The organism is Mammaliicoccus lentus (assembly GCF_947036595.1).
In the GTDB taxonomy this organism is placed as follows: Bacteria; Bacillota; Bacilli; order Staphylococcales; family Staphylococcaceae; genus Mammaliicoccus; species Mammaliicoccus lentus.
In genome coordinates, this window is the sequence record NZ_OX344834.1 from 2,490,636 (window position 1) to 2,507,456 (window position 16,821).

19 protein-coding genes and 1 pseudogene are annotated in these 16,821 nt (G+C 31.2%); 11 read left to right on the forward strand and 9 right to left on the reverse strand.

The features are described 5' to 3' along the window. Positions 1-43 precede the first annotated feature (43 nt). The 4 genes and pseudogenes from ACNMOQ_RS12365 to ACNMOQ_RS12380 all read left to right on the forward strand — a co-directional run. Positions 44-1,414 carry a sigma-54 interaction domain-containing protein gene (locus tag ACNMOQ_RS12365; RefSeq protein ID WP_416349925.1) on the forward strand — a complete coding sequence of 457 codons (1,371 nt, stop codon included), beginning with the start codon at positions 44-46 and terminating at the stop codon, positions 1,412-1,414. Positions 1,415-1,470: 56 nt separating this feature from the next. Further along, positions 1,471-1,737 (forward strand): (2Fe-2S)-binding protein, encoded by a 267-nt coding sequence (locus tag ACNMOQ_RS12370; protein WP_064211492.1) that lies wholly within the window; start codon positions 1,471-1,473, stop codon positions 1,735-1,737. Then, positions 1,730-2,065: a (2Fe-2S)-binding protein gene (locus ACNMOQ_RS12375; RefSeq protein WP_416349926.1), complete on the forward strand. Its 336-nt coding sequence runs from the start codon at positions 1,730-1,732 to the stop codon at positions 2,063-2,065. The genes ACNMOQ_RS12370 and ACNMOQ_RS12375 overlap by 8 nt, the downstream gene beginning before the upstream one ends. After that, positions 2,058-2,441 (forward strand): annotated as a pseudogene (locus tag ACNMOQ_RS12380) (FAD-dependent oxidoreductase); the annotation flags it as partial. The gene ACNMOQ_RS12375 and the pseudogene ACNMOQ_RS12380, both read left to right, overlap by 8 nt. A 628-nt stretch (positions 2,442-3,069) precedes the next feature. On the opposite strand, the gene ACNMOQ_RS12385 reads toward ACNMOQ_RS12380, so the two are convergent. Beyond that, the gene (locus tag ACNMOQ_RS12385) at positions 3,070-3,234 is read right to left on the reverse strand and encodes a hypothetical protein (protein WP_372449599.1); all 165 of its coding nucleotides are present in this window, start codon (positions 3,232-3,234) and stop codon (positions 3,070-3,072) included. A 56-nt stretch (positions 3,235-3,290) separates the two neighbouring features. On the opposite strand from ACNMOQ_RS12385, the gene ACNMOQ_RS12390 reads away from it, so the two are divergent. After that, positions 3,291-4,397, forward strand: a complete 1,107-nt coding sequence (locus tag ACNMOQ_RS12390) for a M24 family metallopeptidase (protein ID WP_182093712.1) — start codon at positions 3,291-3,293, stop codon at positions 4,395-4,397. A 125-nt stretch (positions 4,398-4,522) separates the two neighbouring features. Here ACNMOQ_RS12390 and ACNMOQ_RS12395 read toward each other — a convergent pair whose 3' ends face one another. Next, complete coding sequence (locus ACNMOQ_RS12395) at positions 4,523-5,839, reverse strand: MFS transporter (protein WP_064211494.1); 1,317 nt, start codon at positions 5,837-5,839, stop codon at positions 4,523-4,525. A 367-nt stretch (positions 5,840-6,206) separates the two neighbouring features. Here ACNMOQ_RS12395 and ACNMOQ_RS12400 point away from each other — a divergent pair, with 367 nt between their 5' ends. The 3 genes from ACNMOQ_RS12400 to ACNMOQ_RS12410 all read left to right on the forward strand — a co-directional run bounded on the left by ACNMOQ_RS12400 (position 6,207) and on the right by ACNMOQ_RS12410 (position 9,110). Continuing rightward, entirely contained in the window at positions 6,207-7,532 is a 1,326-nt protein-coding gene (locus tag ACNMOQ_RS12400) for an MFS transporter (RefSeq protein ID WP_017000667.1), read from the forward strand. Positions 7,533-7,566: 34 nt separating this feature from the next. Beyond that, complete coding sequence (locus ACNMOQ_RS12405; protein ID WP_070045379.1) at positions 7,567-8,340, forward strand: sugar phosphate isomerase/epimerase family protein; 774 nt, start codon at positions 7,567-7,569, stop codon at positions 8,338-8,340. 107 nt (positions 8,341-8,447) lie between these two features. Continuing rightward, entirely contained in the window at positions 8,448-9,110 is a 663-nt protein-coding gene (locus ACNMOQ_RS12410) for a YIP1 family protein (protein WP_416349927.1), read from the forward strand. A gap of 96 nt (positions 9,111-9,206) precedes the next feature. On the opposite strand, the gene ACNMOQ_RS12415 is transcribed toward ACNMOQ_RS12410, so the two are convergent. Next, positions 9,207-9,767: a GNAT family N-acetyltransferase gene (locus ACNMOQ_RS12415; protein ID WP_135031497.1), complete on the reverse strand. Its 561-nt coding sequence runs from the start codon at positions 9,765-9,767 to the stop codon at positions 9,207-9,209. A gap of 226 nt (positions 9,768-9,993) precedes the next feature. Here ACNMOQ_RS12415 and ACNMOQ_RS12420 point away from each other — a divergent pair, with 226 nt between their 5' ends. The 3 genes from ACNMOQ_RS12420 (at position 9,994) to ACNMOQ_RS12430 (ending at position 11,650) form a co-directional block, all read left to right on the forward strand. Beyond that, positions 9,994-10,362: an aggregation-promoting factor C-terminal-like domain-containing protein gene (locus tag ACNMOQ_RS12420; RefSeq protein ID WP_017000663.1), complete on the forward strand. Its 369-nt coding sequence runs from the start codon at positions 9,994-9,996 to the stop codon at positions 10,360-10,362. 180 nt (positions 10,363-10,542) lie between these two features. Continuing rightward, positions 10,543-11,172, forward strand: a complete 630-nt coding sequence (locus ACNMOQ_RS12425) for an NAD(P)-dependent oxidoreductase (protein WP_416349928.1) — start codon at positions 10,543-10,545, stop codon at positions 11,170-11,172. Between the two features lie 70 nt (positions 11,173-11,242). Then, a complete protein-coding gene (locus ACNMOQ_RS12430; protein ID WP_218707790.1) occupies positions 11,243-11,650 on the forward strand; it encodes an Rrf2 family transcriptional regulator in 408 nt (135 codons plus the stop codon). 437 nt (positions 11,651-12,087) lie between these two features. Here the strand turns inward: ACNMOQ_RS12430 and ACNMOQ_RS12435 are convergent, their stop codons facing one another. From ACNMOQ_RS12435 to ACNMOQ_RS12460, 6 genes are all read right to left on the reverse strand, one after another. Further along, positions 12,088-13,239: a polysaccharide deacetylase family protein gene (locus ACNMOQ_RS12435; protein ID WP_416349929.1), complete on the reverse strand. Its 1,152-nt coding sequence runs from the start codon at positions 13,237-13,239 to the stop codon at positions 12,088-12,090. A gap of 85 nt (positions 13,240-13,324) precedes the next feature. After that, positions 13,325-14,008: a CPBP family intramembrane glutamic endopeptidase gene (locus tag ACNMOQ_RS12440; protein ID WP_416349930.1), complete on the reverse strand. Its 684-nt coding sequence runs from the start codon at positions 14,006-14,008 to the stop codon at positions 13,325-13,327. Between the two features lie 57 nt (positions 14,009-14,065). Next, complete coding sequence (locus ACNMOQ_RS12445; protein ID WP_416349931.1) at positions 14,066-15,109, reverse strand: sensor histidine kinase; 1,044 nt, start codon at positions 15,107-15,109, stop codon at positions 14,066-14,068. Next, positions 15,110-15,790 carry a response regulator transcription factor gene (locus tag ACNMOQ_RS12450; RefSeq protein WP_416349932.1) on the reverse strand — a complete coding sequence of 227 codons (681 nt, stop codon included), beginning with the start codon at positions 15,788-15,790 and terminating at the stop codon, positions 15,110-15,112. Positions 15,791-15,794: 4 nt separating this feature from the next. Next, complete coding sequence (locus ACNMOQ_RS12455; protein ID WP_416349933.1) at positions 15,795-16,232, reverse strand: DoxX family membrane protein; 438 nt, start codon at positions 16,230-16,232, stop codon at positions 15,795-15,797. Positions 16,233-16,308: 76 nt separating this feature from the next. Beyond that, positions 16,309-16,815 carry a DM13 domain-containing protein gene (locus ACNMOQ_RS12460; RefSeq protein WP_017000655.1) on the reverse strand — a complete coding sequence of 169 codons (507 nt, stop codon included), beginning with the start codon at positions 16,813-16,815 and terminating at the stop codon, positions 16,309-16,311. Positions 16,816-16,821 lie beyond the last annotated feature (6 nt).

Genomic DNA, 16,821 nt, shown 5'->3' on the forward strand with positions numbered 1-16,821 from the left:
TTTTATATAATATTTATGACTTTTTTTACATAGGGGGGCTAAAATGAATAATTTAGAGTTAGAGTCATTAGTTGAAGTATTAATTAATATCAACCATCAAAGCTATACAATTGTTGATAAAGACGGCCGGGTAGTTTATTGGAGTAAGGAAGCATCTAACATATTTCAAATTTCAAACGAAGATATTATAGGGAAACCAATTAGCCAATTTTTTAAAAAGAAAGATTTAGTTATTTTAGAAACTTTGAAAAAAGCTAAACCTTATCAAAAAAAAGAACATTACGCTGGTAATGATAAGTATGTAGATATCATTTCAAAGCCTATAATTGCTAATAATGAGGTTGTTGGAGCAATTGTTACGGAATTAGATGTAAGCGATCAAGTTCATAACCGTAATAGAATAAAACAATTTGAAAATCAAATTTCAATACTAGAAAATCAAATTTCAGAATACAATAATCATGACGCCTTTAGTTCTATAATCGGTAATAGTAGCAATATGACCCGTGTAAAATATTTAATAAAAAAAGCAGCACAATCCGAAGTTAATACATTGATTACTGGCGAAAGTGGTGTTGGAAAAGAATTATTTTCACGCAGTATACATGATTTCAGTAAACGATTTAAACAATCGTTTGTAACAGTTAATTGTGGAACTATACCAAATAATCTTTTCGAAAGTGAAATGTTTGGATATGAAAAAGGCGCTTTTAGCGGTGCTGATCAAAAAGGAAAAGAAGGGTTGATTGAAAGAGCTCATAAAGGCACACTTTTTCTTGATGAAATAGCTGACATGCCTCTCGAAATGCAAGTTAAATTACTCAGAGTAATTCAAGAGAAAAAGTTTTATCGTGTGGGTAGCACTAAAGAACGTTCTATTGATATACGTATAGTTGCAGCTACAAATAAAAATTTAATGGAAGAAGTTCAAAAAGGAAACTTTAGAGAAGATTTATTTTATAGACTTAACGTAGTAAATATCGAAATCCCCCCTTTACGTGATAGAAAAGAAGATATAGAAACATTATCATATCACTTCTATCAACTAGCTAAACAAAATTATGAAATCAAACTGCACCCTATTCCGCTAACTTTAATGCAAAAATTTAAAAATTACTATTGGCATGGGAACGTCCGTGAATTAAGAAATATAATCGAGAGATTAGTTATTTTTTCAGAAGATGGTTTAATACAAGAAAGTATCTTTGATGATTATATTAACTTTAAAAATACTAATAATCCAGAAGTTATAAAAACAGGTAGTAGTCTATCAGAACAATTACGATACCACGAAGGTCAAATTATAAAAAAAGTTTATGAACAATGTAATTATAATAAAAAAACGACAGCTACAAAGCTAGGTATTTCAAGACCCACATTATATTCGAAATTAAGCCTCTACAATATTACTTAATAAGTTTGGCATCAAATTTGCTATATATTTATAAAATAGTAAATGAGGTGTTACTTATGGAAGATACAATTATTTGTCGTTGTGAAAATGTAACTTTAAAACACATATTAGAAACCGTAGAAAAATATGATAGTAGCGTCAGAGAAACTAAGTTGCGTACTAGAGCAGGAATGGGATTTTGCGGTGGTAGAACATGTAAAAACCATATTGATAAAATTATAAATAAAAACAAAAAGATAAGTAATGAATTTACAACAATGAAAGTTCAACCTCCAGTACGTCCTATTACATTTGGGGAGATTGGAGATGATTACAATGACTAAACGTATTTATAACCATCCTTTATTAAAAAACATTGAAACTGAAAGCGTTGAAATATCCTTTAACCATCAACCTCTAACATGTAATATAGGCGAAAGTGTGGCAAGCTGTTTACTAGCCAATGATATACGCACCATTCGGCGTCATGAAGAGGATGGTTCTCCTAGAGGTATATTCTGTAATATCGGTCATTGCTTTGAATGTAGAGCTACTATAGATGGTAAAAGTGGTGTGAGAACTTGCCTTACACCAGTACAAGAAGGAATGTCTGTAATTAGTGGTGAACCTCTTCCTCACGATGTAAAAGAATGGAGTAAAAATCATGTTTGATGTAATAATTATTGGCGCTGGACCTGCAGGAGCTTCTGCTGCACGCATACTTATGAAAGATAAAAAAGTATTATTATTAGATGAATATTACAGGATAGGCGGAAGATTAATCGGACAACTCTATGAAGAAAATAATGGATCAATATGGAATGGATATGAAAAAGCAGAAACATTATCTGATGATTTACATCATCCTCATTTAACCGTGAAATTATCAACAAGCGTTACTGATATACAACACTTTAAAGAATACTACCGTATTAATACTACAAAAGGTAACTTTGAATCTAAATACTTAATTGTATGTACCGGCGCTCAAGAATTAACACCAGCTTTACCTGGCGCAACATTACCAGGAGTAATGACTGTAGGCGCTGCTCAAGTATTAACTAATGTTCAACGCGTTGCTCCAGGAAATAAAGGAGCAATTGTAGGTGTAAACGTCTTAAGTAGTGCTATTTTATCAGAGCTACATATGGCAAACATCGAAATAAAATCGATGTCTATTCCATACCACAATAAAATTAATACAGAGGAAGCTAAACCTCTCTCAGTATTCAACAGCATGTTGAACGTTTCACATATGGCTCCAAATATCTTCATAAAACTAGGAACAAAATTATTAAAAGCTATACCTAAAATTCAACCTCTTGCGTTTAAATTCCTTCCTCGAAAAGGAATAAAGATTTTTGATACACCTGTTTATTTTAAAAAAGCAGTTACATCTATTAATGGAAAAGAAAAAGTAGAATCAATCACCTTAAAAAACGTAGACAAGCATGGCAATATAATTTCAAATAAAGAAGAAATTGTACCTGTAGATTTTGTATGTTTGTCTGGGGGTTTAACACCTTTAACCGAGTTACTCGGGCTATTAAACGTATCATTCATCTATATAGAAAGTTTAGGTGGATATATTCCATTACACAATGATGTTATGGAAACAGAGGTGAATAACCTTTACGTTGCTGGAAATATAACAGGAATTGAAGGTGCTAAGGTAGCTATGAAACAAGGAGAAATAGCAGCTTATCAGATTTTAGGTTCTTTTGAAAAAGTAAAAGAAACTCAAAACAGTCTAGCAACTGAAAGAAAACAGGCAACAATCCAGTTTCATAATAATATTGAAAAAGGACGAGAAAGTATTCAAAATTACTGGGAGTTGTCATTACACAAAAATAGGTGATAACATTAAGGAATTGGAAAGAATTATAGGAGGTCAAACATGATTAATTACAATCAACGTATGAATACATTAACAACAAGGTTAAAACAAGAAGGTGCTGACTTAGCTATTATTATGGATCCTTCAAATATTTTCTATTTTACCGGCTTTAATTCAGATCCTCATGAACGCTTTATGGGATTAATAATTAACTTAAAGACAGAAAAATACACACTTTTTGTACCTGCATTAGATGAAAGTGCAGCTGCCGAAGCATCAGCAGTGCAAAATATTGTAACTATAAGCGATGAACAGGATCCATTTGAAATTGTCCAATCCCATATAAGCAAGGAAGGTATATCTAATATTTATCTTGAGAAAGGATATATCAATATTGCACGTTATGAAGGTTTCCAAAACATCTTCGATAAATCTTCATATCATGATATGAGTTCAATAATTAATGAACAAAGATTGATAAAATCACGTCAAGAAATCGAATACTTACAAGAAGCTGTTGATATTATTGAGAAAGTATTATCAGAAGGTATTAAAAAAGTTAAAGTTGGCATGACTGAGTTAGAACTTACAGGGGAATTAGAATTATTAATGAAAAAATACGGCGCAATTGGACCTTCATTTTCGACTACTGTGTTATCAGGTGAAAAAGCTGCTTTACCACATGGTTCTCCTGGTGAAAGACAATTTAAAAATGGTGATTTCTTACTTATCGATTTTGGTGTAATCACACAAAAAGGTTACTGTTCTGATATGACACGTACCTTTATTATTGGTGAAGCAGACGAAAAGCAAAAGAGCATTTATAATATTGTTAAAGATTCTAATCAAGCGGCTCTCGATTTGGTTAAATCAGGAGTGCCTTTGAAAGAATTCGATATTGCTGCACGTGAAGTCATTAAACAGAATGGCTATGATGAATATTTTAATAATCGCGTTGGTCATGGTTTAGGTATAGAAGTACACGAAGCCCCATCAATCCATGAACATAATGAAGCTATTGCAAAAGCTGGATTATTCTTTACAATCGAACCAGGAATTTACATCCCTGACTATGGCGGTGTTCGTATTGAAGACGAAGTATATATTAATGAAAATGGCGAAGCAGAAATATTAACTTCCTTCCCTAGAGACTTAAGAATATTATAAAAAGTTAAAGAAATAAAAATCCCTCACTACCACAAATAGTGAGGTTTTTTTATTGATGTATAATTGAATACTTATTTACATTAATTAAACTATAAATACTCAAATATGTTTGTTAAAATACTTAATCATCCTTCTGCATCAACATTGGGTTTTGACCCTTTAAGTGCTTTGTTAGAAGTAGCTTTAAAATACATCGCAAAAACAATTAATCCAATTAAATTAATAAACATTAAATAAAATGCTGGTGCCAAGCTACCATTTTTTAAATTACCTAGTACCGATAAGATAAATGGTGTAACCCCACCAAATATAGCTGTCCCTAAATTGTATATAATTGAAAGGAACTTCATTCGTACGTTTGTATGAGTAATTGCTGGGAGTGTTGAAGGCATTACGCCATTAAAGACAGATAGCATAATCGCGAGTAACATTACGCCTATGAAAACTGTCAATAGATGATGATTGGAGTCCATAAGAAGGAATGCTGGTATTGAAAAGCATACAAAGCTAGACAACCCAAATAACAGGACCCTTTTGTTATTGAATTTGTCACTCAATACACCGAACATAAAGATAAATGGTAACATCAATATTAATGCAATTGCATTAATAATTGTAGAATACTGAGCATCTATTCCTACATTACTTTTTAGAAATGAAGGTAAATAAGTTAAAAACATAAAATTATTCACATTTAAAAATATAACACCTACAGCCATTAAAGCTGCTTCTTTTTTATAATCTTTAAAAGCTTTTAAGATATTATTCTCTGAGTCCTCTACTTTATTTGTAAAGGACGGCGTTTCGTCTAGTTTAAGTCTTAAATAAACAACTACAAGACCAAATGGTGCTGCTAGTAAAAATGGTATTCTCCAGCCCCAAGTTTCTATTTGATTTCCAGTTAAAAAGTATAAAAGTGCCGCTACAGTTATTGCAGCTAAAGCATTACCTACCATAGTTCCCATTTCTAAACCGCTCGTAAGTTTACCCCTTTTGTTATCTGGAGAACTTTCAACAATATAAGTCATGGCGCCACTGTATTCACCACCTGTAGAAAAGGATTGCGCCATCCTCACTACTAATAACAAAATGGGTGCCCATATCCCTATCTGATCAGAAGTAGGAAGTAATCCGAGAGCTAATGTAGAGACGGACATAATAGTAATCGTAATCGTTAACACAACTTTTCTACCATGTTTATCACCAACATATCCAAATACCAATGAACCAATTGGTCGCATTAAAAACGCTATGGCAAATGTACCAAAAGTAAACATTAATTGATTTTGGCTAGCCACATCTCCGAAGAAGTTATGGCTAATATAAGTTGCTAATTGTGCATATAAAGCAAAGTCAAACCACTCAATCGCATTTCCCATAGATGTTACAACGACTTTCTTTCTTGCTCTTGAAGTTTTCACTAAGTTCTGAGATGTATCCATAATTTGCCCCTCCCTTTAAAATATTACAAATTTCTTATATTAATATTTTATAATTAGAGAATATTAGAAAACATACTGTAAACTCCCAGATGTAATAACCCGGTATCAGAATGTATTCAATAAATTCCCTTAGTATAAGGCTTTAAACGTTCATCTCTTTTTATGTATTAGATAGTAGTATTATTTCTACTGTTATAAGACACTTTATGTTTACAGCATTTTAATACCGACTTAATACGTAATCAATAGTTCCTTTGTAAAATTAAATAGTAATATATAATTTTAAAATATTATAAGTAAATTATGTTATCACAAATTTATTATGGGTAAATTGTTTTTAACAACTACGGAAAACAAGGAGACGTATATGAGTTTTAATTATCTAGATTATCCTGAAGATCAAGCTAAACTTAGTAAGTTTCAGCGTAAGGTAAAAATTGTTTCTGCTGGAGGAACGTTCCTTGATGGATTTGATTTAACAATTATAGCTGTCGCTATGCCATTGATTATTAAACAATGGAGTGTTAGTCCAATTGAGGAAAGTTTATTAACAGCTTCAGCCATTATCGGTTCCTTCATTGGTGCTGCATGGCTCGGTAAATTAACGGATACATTAGGAAGAAAGGCTATGATTACCGTTGATTTAATAGCCTTTGTATTATTTGCTGTTTTAACAGCAATAGCACCTAATGCATTATATTTAATTATATTTCGATTCTTTCTTGGTATAGGTATAGGTGCGGACTATCCTATTTCTTCCACGTTAGTGTCAGAATTTAGTTCCTCGAATAATCGAGGGCGACAAGGAACCTTTTTAGGTATGATGTGGTTTGTTGGTGCAGTTTTCGCTTATATTACTGGAATGCTTTTAGTACCATTAGGCGATGATGCATGGCGTTATATGTTTTTAGTAGGTGGATTACTTGCTGTAATCATCTTTATTTTTAGAATAGGACTGCCAGAATCACCACGTTGGTTAGCATCTAAAGGCCGTGAAGAAGAAGCACAGAATATTATTTATCAGCTTACTGGTAATAAGGTGAAAGTAGAACCTGTAGTCAATAAAAAGGTAAAAGTAAAAGAATTATTTACTGAAAAATTTAGAAAGAGAACTATTTTCGTATGTGGTTTTTGGTTTTGTTATGCTACAGCATATTATGGCATTTCCATGTATACGCCAACTATTTTAGCTTCAGTTACTGAAGGAACATTAAATCAAACATACATAGCTTCATCTATTGTAAGTATTTTAGGTTTAATCGGCGCGCTTATCGGTTCATATTTAGTTGATAGATGGGGACGAAGACCACTTCTGATAACATCATTCTTTGGATTAACAGTAGGTTTAACTATATTGACGTTAAACCCCAATCCTACTTTAATGTTCTTAGTAATTTTATTTAGTGTAGCAGTTTTATTTTCAAATATGGGTGGAGGTATTTTAAATTTTGTATATCCAACAGAGTTATTCCCAACAAATATACGTGGAACTGCATCAGGATTTGCTACATCGGTTAGCCGTATAGGATCTATTTTAGGTGTGCTTGTTTTCCCAAACTTTGTTGCATTATGGGGCAATCAAGTAGCATTAGGCTTCTTTTCTTTAATAGGTTTGGCTGGTTTCCTAATTACAATTTTTCTAGCTCCTGAAACAAAAGGTAAGAGATTAGAAGAAATCAATGATGAAAATTAATAGAAAAATGTCACGTACAAAGGAGATTATTCAAGTGGAAAAATGGATTAGTTTATGGTCTATTGGACAAGAGTATAGTTTAGAAGACATAAAGCAAATTAAAGAACATGGCTTTAACGGTGTTGAAATTTGGGCAGAACATCATTTAGCAGAGCAAGCTTTCAAGTATGCAAATGAATGTGATTTACAAATTGGCTTACATCTACCTTTTCATGATTTAAATTTAGCTACACAATATGATGAGATAGCAGCGTATACGCTAGCATTAACAAAAAAGTGGATTAAGAAACTAGCATATTATAATGGAAGTCATGCTGTTATTCATGGAGGTCAAGCAATGGCCTCTGAAGATTTGGATAAAGTCTATCCGAAAATGATTGAACGATTAAAAGAATTGAGCGACTTTTCTCTAGCCAATAATGTTGAATTACTTTTCGAGAACCAAATACCTGATGGGCTAAACTATATGCATATATTACCTTCTAATATTGAAGAATGGCTAGATGTGTTAAATAAAACAAACACTAAAGCTTGTTTAGATGTTGGGCATTTAGCTATTCAAGGTGACGAATTTAAAGACACAGTAAACAGATTAGGTGGATTACTTAAATCAATTCATTTATCCGATAATGATGGAAAATCAGATTTACATTTACTACCTAACGATGGAACAGTTATACAAAATAATATAATAAATGTTTTAAGTAAACAAAATTATCAAGGACCAGTTGTTTTTGAAATAAACCCTTATAAATATTCATTAAAAGATATTTTAGAGCATCCATCTGTTAAAGAATTTAATATTTAATTAACCGCCCTTTCACTTACCATTATTTTACAATTAAGTTATTTTAAATAATGGTTATTAATGTTATTATATTGATAAATATTATTTGAAAGGAAGGTTATACATATATGGAAAATTCTAATGCAAATCAAACAAGTGCAAAAACATCAGACTTACCTCTTGTAAATCACTTTAGTAAGTTAAGAGAAAACCCTAAATGGATTGTAAAATTAATTATATTCACTATCTTGTCATTTATATCTTTACTTTTTACGAATTATATAACTGATAATACTGAGATACTTAAAAAAGCTGGTTTGGATTCATCTCAAATTGAACAACAAAATGAAATGGATATAGGGACTTTAATTGGCCAAACTGTTGGTGGTGTTATTTTTGGCTTATTAATTATCTTTTTAATATTCTTAATTGTTTCAAAAATTATGAAATCTGATGCACGCGCAATTCATATTTTTTCAGCTTCTATTTCATATTTAATTATTACTACTGCTTTTTCAATAATTGTTTATGGTATACAAGCATTATTTGGACTAACGTTACCTGATACACAGATTGACAGTCTAAATGTTTTTGATAAAGGAAATCAATATTTGTCAGTTTTTAATTTATCAAGTTTATTATCAGCATATTTAATCTTTGCTGTGTATTATGGGACAAGTAAGTTATCTAAAAAAGCTTCTATTATTTGGGCAATTGTTGCTTTAATCGTAACTATTGGCTTGGGATTAATCAGTGCATCATTTATTAATGCGATTCAAGGTTTAGTTTAGTATGTGTTAGCTTTTCACAATTTATTTTGTAACAATACTTTTTAGAGTGGGATAGAAACCTTTTACGAAAATAAAACTTCTACACCACTCTTTTATTTAATTTAATATATTTAACTTCCTATTTAATACTTCTTCCATTAACGACCAACCTTCGCGATCATCTCCAGTTGGATCATAAGGTTCAAATCCATAGTTTAAGTACATATTTATCGCTTGATAACTTGTCGTTTGCGTTGTTAAATACACTTTATTATGGTTTTCTTTTATTAATGTATTCATTGCTGCGGTTAACAAAGGTTTAGATAATTTCTTCCCTTGATATTCTGGTTTTATTGCAACAAAATGTATTCGTCCTTTTTGTTCACCAGTTCCATCTAAGTCTCCGAACCAAGCTGATGTTGTTCCAATTGCTTCTCCATCTTCATTCTCTATGAAAAGACATCTATGTTTCATTTCTTCTATATTAGAGCCGAATTCTTTATCGAATCTTTTGAGTGCATCCTCGACTGTTTTAAATTCTTCAGCAGCAGTTTCTATTTTTGCCCACTCTATTTCATCGCCTTCTCTAAATTTTCTGATTGAATAGCCTTCAGGTAAATCAAATTGTGGGATATTTTCTAAATTATCTCTGAACATCTTCAACTTAATTCTTTTCATTTTGTAACCTCCAGTTTTATCATTCACTAAAAATTATATCTAATATATATAATTAAACCAAAATATCTACTGTCATATGGCATTCATTTTTTTAATACGATTGAAATAAAAGACATTTGCTTTTTATTTCGTTGTAACCTATGAGATGAAAATTGATGTTAAAGTGTATTAAGTAATTACGAAAGAGATAAAAAATAATCGATTGCATATGGAGGAATATTTTACTATGAAAAAATTATTAATCGCATCAACTGCAGCAGCAAGTATTATTACAGCTGGATTTAGCGCTAACGCTGATGCAAGTGAATATACAACAACTCAAGCAACAGAAGCAGCATCTACTAACGAAGTATATAAAGAATTTATCGCAGCTGGTGGAACAAAAGCATTATGGGATAACATTGTAATGCCAGAATCAAGTGGTAATCCAAATGCTGTAAACGAACTTGGATACAGAGGTCTTGGTCAAACTAAAGAATCTTGGGGCACTGGAAGTGTTACTGAGCAAACTAAAGGTATGATCAATTACGCTAAGGAACGTTATGGCTCTGTAGAAGCAGCAATTGCATTCCGTCAAGCAAATAACTGGTGGTAAAATTTAAATCATAAGCATTTTCAAATATAAATAATAAAAACTCCCAATCTAGATGTTAAATCTAACAGATTGGGAGTTTTTTAATACCTATTGCATTTTAAAAGTTTTATTTTTGACATTTTCAGATGATAGTTCTATACTCAACTTGTATCTAAAGTAAATACAAGTGAGGTTATTAATATGAAAATAGGTATCGTAGCAGCTAATGGAAAAGCAGGACAACTTATTACTAAAGAAGCTATTAATAGAGGTTTAGACGTTACAGCTATAGTACGTAACAAAAATAAAACTGTTGCTGAAAAATCTATTATTAAAGATTTGTTTGATTTAACGTCAGAAGATTTAAAGCCATTCGATGTTATAATTGATGCTTTTGGTGAAGTACGTGAAGATAAATTACATTTACATCAAGATTCTGTTCACCATTTAAATAAATTACTATCAAATACTGATACAAGATTAATTATTATAGGCGGTGCTGGTAGTTTGTATGTGGATGATAAATTAAAAACACACCTATATAACACCCTTGATTTCCCTGAATCATATAAACCACTTTCTATAGCTCAAGGTAAAGTGTTAGATGACTTGCGTAAAAGAAATGACGTACGCTGGACATTTGTTAGCCCCGCTGCTGAATTTATTGCGGACGGAGAAAGAACTGGAACATATATTTTAGCTGGAGAAAAATTTACTTTAAATGATAATGGTGAAAGTAAAATTAGTTATGCAGATTTTGCTATCGCAATGGTAGATGAAGCTGTTAAAGGCGACCATATTCAAGAAAGAATTTCAGTTTTATCAAAATAAATGCTTCAGCCCTCTCGCTTTTATTAAGCCTCATAGTTATAATGAATATGAATCTAAGAGGTGATAAAGCGTGAACACTCAAATTTCAGTTGGTATTCATATACTGTCTTTGCTATCTATTAATGAAGAGCCCCTTTCAAGTAAATATTTAGCAAGTAGCATAAATAGTAATCCAACACTTGTAAGAAAAATATGCAAATATTTGAGAAACGGTAAACTGATTGAAAGCCAACAAGGTAAGTCAGGTTATCAATTATCTAAACCAGCAAATAAAATAACTTTAGGTGATGTATACCAACTTATACAAGAAGAAGAACATTTCCTAAAAATACATCAAGATACAAACCCTAAATGTGTCGTCGGTAAAAACATTCAATCTACTTTAGATCATATATACAGTGAAGTGGATTCAAAAATTATTAAAGAACTCGATCAAACAACTATAGATGACTTATCCAAACAAATATTAAGTCGATAAAGAAGCTCCTTTCAAAGTTTACACATATAGTGTCTAATTTGAAAGGAGCTTTATATATGAGTAAAGAGAAGAATAGTCTCAAGTTCTAACGGGCTAGTTATTTTTGTCTAGCTCGTTAGATTTTCTAACAGGCTAGACTTTTCAAACAAGCACGTTAGCTCTGTATTTTCCATAATTTTAATATGATTTCATCCTAAGTACATGAGATAATTACCTCTAACAGGCTAGTTATTTTTATCTAGCTCGTTACATTTTCTAACAGGCTAGTCTTTTCAAACAAGCACGTTAGCTCTGTATTTTTCATGATTTTAATATGATTTCATCCTAAGTACATGAGATAATTACCTCTAACAGGCTAGTTATTTTTATCTAGCTCGTTACATTTTCTAACAGGCTAGACTTTTCAAACAAGCACGTTAGCTCTGTATTTTTCAAACTTAAAATTGGCCTCCACTACTATTACTACCACCTTTAAAGTATTTTCTTTCTTCTTTATTAAATACTTGATCTGGGTCCATATATGGCTTTAATTTATATTTTCCTTTTGATAAATTCAAACCATCTATTGCAATTCTATCTTGTGTAACGGCATGGGGTGTTAACTGTTCATATGCTTGTGGTCCAACTGATGCTATCAGTTTAAAACCTTCTTTTTCTGATAAATACTTAAATGCTGGAGAACCAATTTCTACTCTTGCTCCGAAAGGATAAATGAATAAATCAGTCTTACCAATAATTGGTTCTACTTCTTTCTTCCATCTCTTCGTATCTTGAACAATTTGATTATAACTACTATTTGTAAAGTTTATATGGCCATAGGAATGACTGCCAAATTGCCACCCGTCACGCTTCATGACTTTCACTATTTCTTTAGCGTCTTGCTTTCTTTCTTCATAGTCTTTACTGTCTAATTCATTTGTACGATAACCCAGTACGCCCTCGTAGCCTGTTAATGCAACAACACCTTTAGCGCCTTTATAAGAGAAATCTTTATGTTCTTTAACATACTCATTTAAAATTGGTACAATTGCTTCTTGTGAAGATTTAACGGTCTTCCCGTGATCATCTGTTGATTCTGAAATCACTTCTTTATTTTCATTTAATACGAGTCGATTAACATTACCATTTTTACGCATATAGTCGTAATAATTCATATCATCAATTGACAAAATTAAAGGTTTTTTTCCTTTTGGTAATTTTAACTCTTTCTTCTTAACTTTATCTCCTGAAAAATCATAAGCATCATGAGGATCTATTAAAATATAATTATTCTTATGCAGTTCTTTAATGGCAGCTTCAAATTCATGTGTTGTTAACATCCAATCAAAATATCCTTTTGCTTGTTCTCCTGTAAACGCACGTTTAGGATAAGGTACATTAGGATGGACAAACAAGTGATGGATAACGCCATTATATGGTTCCAAACTTTTTTCATCTTCTTTATCTTGTTTAGCATCATATTTTTGCGAAACTTTATTTTCAGTAGCCTTCTTTGGTGCTTTATTCGTTTTCTGTTCATCTTGTTGACAACCGGAAAGTACTGTTACGATAACTATTAAATATATAATACTGTTTAGTATTTTTTTCAAGAAGTCCCCATCTCCTTTTTGAATATATTTATAGTTATAATACTAGTGTTATTTCCAATTAATGTAAAGTGAGATAAATAATAATTTAATTATAAAATAATATAAAGATTAAAATATGTAGAAGATTATTGAATGCGTGGCATAGTATGGCAAGTTCAAAACGCTTAGTCAAAATATAAATTGCGCCAAATACTAAACCTAACCCACAATAAATTAAAAATTCCCCGACGTTTAAAGGTCCATGGATCAAGCCAAATAAAACACTAGACACTATATATCCAACTAATAAATGACCTCTAAAAATACCTTTCATAATAATCATCCTAAAGATGAGCTCTTCAAAAATCGGTCCTAAAATTACGAAAATTATAATGGATATCATGATAGGTAAATATTTCAAATCTTGATAAACCTCTAATTGATTATGTGGCTGACCAATTATTAATGAAATTGACCAGTAAATAACAAGACCAATTAAAGTAGCACATAACATATATAACAAATGTGTACGTTTAATTGGCTTTACTTCAAAAATATTTAATTTAAACTTTTCTATAAGATATAGTGACAACCCAAATAACACAACGCCTAAAAGCAATATCCATAAATTTTGAGCCAGACCAATAGAAGTGTACGCTCCAGTTAGCATGATAATGAGTAATATAGATTGCCAAAATACATATTTATATCTTTTTGTAGATATTGGATTCGTATCATTTAAAACTCCGTTTAAGTTCATTTTATTCTTCCCCATTTTTAATAAAGCCATCCCTAATTTATATCAATTCTTTTATATTATTATACCAATAATCTTAGTTAAACACTTTTATTTCATAGGAATTTTTAAAATAAATGAAGATCCAATATTAATTTTACTTTCAACTTCTAAAACACCATCCATTTGATGTGCTAAATTTCGCGCAATATACAAACCTAACCCAGACCCGCCGGTAGTCTTGTTTCTAGATTCTTCAACTCTATACGTTCTATCAAAAATACGGTTTAAATGTTCGCTCGCTATACCCAGCCCATCGTCAGACACAGTTATAACAAGAATATTCCCCGCTTCTTGATTCACTTTTAACTCTATTCTTGAACCAGGGCTTGTAAATTTTATCGCATTATCAATGATATTCAATAAAATACGTTCTAATGGAACCCGATATTGTTTAAAGGATTGCACCTCATCACATAAATTAACATCAATCGTTCTCGATTCGCACGCGGCTTGTTGTTCATAAGTTTGTAATATAGAAACGAACAACTTATCTATATAAATCGTTTCAAGTTCATAATTGTTCCTTGAAACAGTATTCAAACTCATAACACTCGTTAATTCATCAAACATAGTAGCTATTCTTTGCGATTGCTTAATTAATACATCGTAAGCTTTATTTTGCTCCTCTTCTGTTGAAATAACACCATCTTTGAGACCTTCCGCATATGAGGTAATACTTGCTAAAGGTGTTTTTAAATCATGTGATAAATTTTGTACCATTTCTGATTTTTCCTGTTGTTCATGCTTCACTTGTTCAATTTGTATTTCAATATTTCGTGCCATCGTATTAAATGAATGACTAAGTTCTCTCATCTCTTTCGGACTATCAATATTAAGTTCTGTTTCATCATAATGACCTTGGGCTACACGTTTTGTCTGCAAATTCATTAAACGAATCCGTCTGACGAGTGGATTAATAAATAAAATACAAATAGCCGTTGTTAAACAACTTGCGATAATAGCGCTTATAGTTAGTAACAACGTTGTATGAGCATCGAACCACATCCATTTATATGCAACTGTTAAGATGGCTGTCGTTAACACAATGCTACTTATAAATGCAATTAATATTTGAGTTCTGATTGTTAACATTTATTTCGCCCTCTCGAATTTATATCCCAATCCCCAAACTGTCGTAATAACATAATCGTGGAAATCTTGTCGTTCTAACTTTTCTCTAATTCTACGTATGTGTACATTCACTGTATTCGCATCTTCGTAATAGTCATATCCCCAAACTTTCTCTAATAATTCAGATTTAGAAATAACTGTTTTTTCACGTTCAGCTAAATACCATAATAAATCAAATTCTCTTACACGTAGTAGAATCTCTTCATCGTTTATTTTCAATACTTTCTCTTGCTTGCATAATGTCATGGAATCGAATGTTAAATAATCTTGTTTATTAAATTTTCTACTACGATTTAATAAATTATGTGATCTTAAAATTAATTCTCTAGGACTGAAAGGTTTCTTTATATAGTCATCTGCCCCTAAAGTTAAAGCATAAATTGTGTCATTTTCTTGTGTCTTTGCTGTTAAATAAATAAATGGGATATCAAGACTTTGTTCTCTCATCTTCTTAACCACTTCATAGCCATTTACCTCAGGCATCATAATATCCAATATCATCAAGTCAATAGAATCATCTATTTGCTCAATTGCTTCTTGTCCATTGGTTCCTGTAATTACTTGATGCCCTTCATATTCAAAATACGTTTTACAGATATCCAGAATATCTTGTTCATCGTCTACGATTAGTATTTTTGCCATGTTGTCATCCTGCTTCCTTCTTATTAAACTTATTGATAAATGTTTTTACAGATGTTGAATTAATACATTCTTTATTAAGCGCAATAAATATAAATCCAGATAATTGTACAGGGTATGTAAAAATCATATCTGCTAGAATGTTATTAATCATAATAAATATACCAAATAGAGCTGAAGAATACTCTAGGAAACCTATGATGAGAGCCAAACCAATCATTATTTCTCCAATAGGAATAATCCATTCCCAATAAGAAGTGTAAGGTTCAATAATAATTTTAAAGAAATGTTTATACCATTTTGGAGAGTCTTGATTTTGTGCAATGACTTTAGTAAGACCACCTAAACTGAAACCACCTGTTAACTTTTCATAACCTTGTCTTAAAATGTATATACCACTTACAATGCGTATGATTAAAAATATAATTTGATATAATTTTTTCATGATGTTTTCTCCTTTATATAACATGATAGGGAAAAACGGTTTGCCCGAATTCCCCTAATAGAAGTAATTTTTATTTTTATTTTAATTTAGCACTACCAAATGTTACGTGTGCTTTATTACAATATATTGTTACTTCGTTATATTTTGAAACATCCATATCTTTTAAATCAAAAGTTTGTTCCATTTTGTCATAATCTACTTTATCAATTTGCATACCGTTCTCAACATCGCCATCTTTTGTTAAATAAACATGTAAGTCTGGACCTTTAGAAGATTTATAATCAGTAAGCATTAATTTATGATCTTTAATAGTTGCTTTACCTTCAACCATTTCACCATTCATAGACTTAAACATACCAGACATCATCATATCGTCTTTTTTCATATCTTTATCTTTCATGTCCATGTCTTTGTCTTTCATCTCTTTGTCCTTCATATCCATGTCTTTGTCCATTTCTTTATCTTTCATTTCACTTTTTGTTTCCATTTTTTCGTCTTTTTTCATATCGTCATTACCACATGCACCTAATAAAATCGTAGTTGAAAGTGCAAGTGCTCCTATAGCTGTAGTTGAAAATTTCATTTAACA

Bases quoted from the DNA above. Each gene is read 5' to 3' on its own strand.
- ACNMOQ_RS12365 (WP_416349925.1), top strand. From the start codon at position 44: ATGAATAATTTAGAGTTAGAGTCATTAGTTGAAGTATTAATTAATATC.
- ACNMOQ_RS12370 (WP_064211492.1), top strand. From the start codon at position 1,471: ATGGAAGATACAATTATTTGTCGTTGTGAAAATGTAACTTTAAAACAC.
- ACNMOQ_RS12375 (WP_416349926.1), top strand. From the start codon at position 1,730: ATGACTAAACGTATTTATAACCATCCTTTATTAAAAAACATTGAAACT.
- ACNMOQ_RS12385 (WP_372449599.1), bottom strand. From the start codon at position 3,234: ATGACAACTCCCAGTAATTTTGAATACTTTCTCGTCCTTTTTCAATAT.
- ACNMOQ_RS12390 (WP_182093712.1), top strand. From the start codon at position 3,291: ATGATTAATTACAATCAACGTATGAATACATTAACAACAAGGTTAAAA.
- ACNMOQ_RS12395 (WP_064211494.1), bottom strand. From the start codon at position 5,839: ATGGATACATCTCAGAACTTAGTGAAAACTTCAAGAGCAAGAAAGAAA.
- ACNMOQ_RS12400 (WP_017000667.1), top strand. From the start codon at position 6,207: ATGAGTTTTAATTATCTAGATTATCCTGAAGATCAAGCTAAACTTAGT.
- ACNMOQ_RS12410 (WP_416349927.1), top strand. From the start codon at position 8,448: ATGGAAAATTCTAATGCAAATCAAACAAGTGCAAAAACATCAGACTTA.
- ACNMOQ_RS12415 (WP_135031497.1), bottom strand. From the start codon at position 9,767: ATGAAAAGAATTAAGTTGAAGATGTTCAGAGATAATTTAGAAAATATC.
- ACNMOQ_RS12420 (WP_017000663.1), top strand. From the start codon at position 9,994: ATGAAAAAATTATTAATCGCATCAACTGCAGCAGCAAGTATTATTACA.
- ACNMOQ_RS12425 (WP_416349928.1), top strand. From the start codon at position 10,543: ATGAAAATAGGTATCGTAGCAGCTAATGGAAAAGCAGGACAACTTATT.
- ACNMOQ_RS12440 (WP_416349930.1), bottom strand. From the start codon at position 14,008: ATGGCTTTATTAAAAATGGGGAAGAATAAAATGAACTTAAACGGAGTT.
- ACNMOQ_RS12445 (WP_416349931.1), bottom strand. From the start codon at position 15,109: ATGTTAACAATCAGAACTCAAATATTAATTGCATTTATAAGTAGCATT.
- ACNMOQ_RS12450 (WP_416349932.1), bottom strand. From the start codon at position 15,790: ATGGCAAAAATACTAATCGTAGACGATGAACAAGATATTCTGGATATC.
- ACNMOQ_RS12455 (WP_416349933.1), bottom strand. From the start codon at position 16,232: ATGAAAAAATTATATCAAATTATATTTTTAATCATACGCATTGTAAGT.
- ACNMOQ_RS12460 (WP_017000655.1), bottom strand. From the start codon at position 16,815: ATGAAATTTTCAACTACAGCTATAGGAGCACTTGCACTTTCAACTACG.